At 71.9% G+C, this 402-nt stretch carries 1 protein-coding gene; it reads right to left on the reverse strand.

From position 1 onward, the window contains the following. Positions 1–402: aminotransferase class III-fold pyridoxal phosphate-dependent enzyme (locus tag ACLZOT_RS50225; RefSeq protein ID WP_416976020.1), on the reverse strand; the 402-nt coding region annotated here is incomplete at both ends.

Genomic DNA, 402 nt, shown 5'->3' on the forward strand with positions numbered 1-402 from the left:
GCTCCGGGTTGCCAGGCGTCGAGGTCGTCGCGGTAGACGATGACGGCAAGAGGCAGGCTGCCCCCGATGGCCTTGGAGAGGACCATGACATCGGGTGTGATGCCGCTGTGCTCCACGGCCCAGAAGGAGCCGGTGCGCCCGACTCCGGTCTGGACCTCGTCGGCGATCAGAGGGATGGAGCGGTCGGCCGTGATCTGCCGCATACGCCGCAGCCACCCGTCCGGCGCGGGGATCACTCCGCCCTCGCCCTGGACGGGTTCGAGGATCATCCCGGCCGGGCGCCGGACGCCAGACTTGGGGTCGTCGAGGACGGACTCGGTCCAGCGGGCGGCGAGTTCGGCGCCGCGTTCGCCGCCGATGCCGAAGGGGCAGCGGTAGTCCTGCGGGTAGGGCAGGCGCGCG

The sequence above is a fragment of the Streptomyces sp. 4F14 genome, assembly GCF_048159485.1.
Classification (GTDB): domain Bacteria; phylum Actinomycetota; class Actinomycetes; order Streptomycetales; family Streptomycetaceae; genus Streptomyces.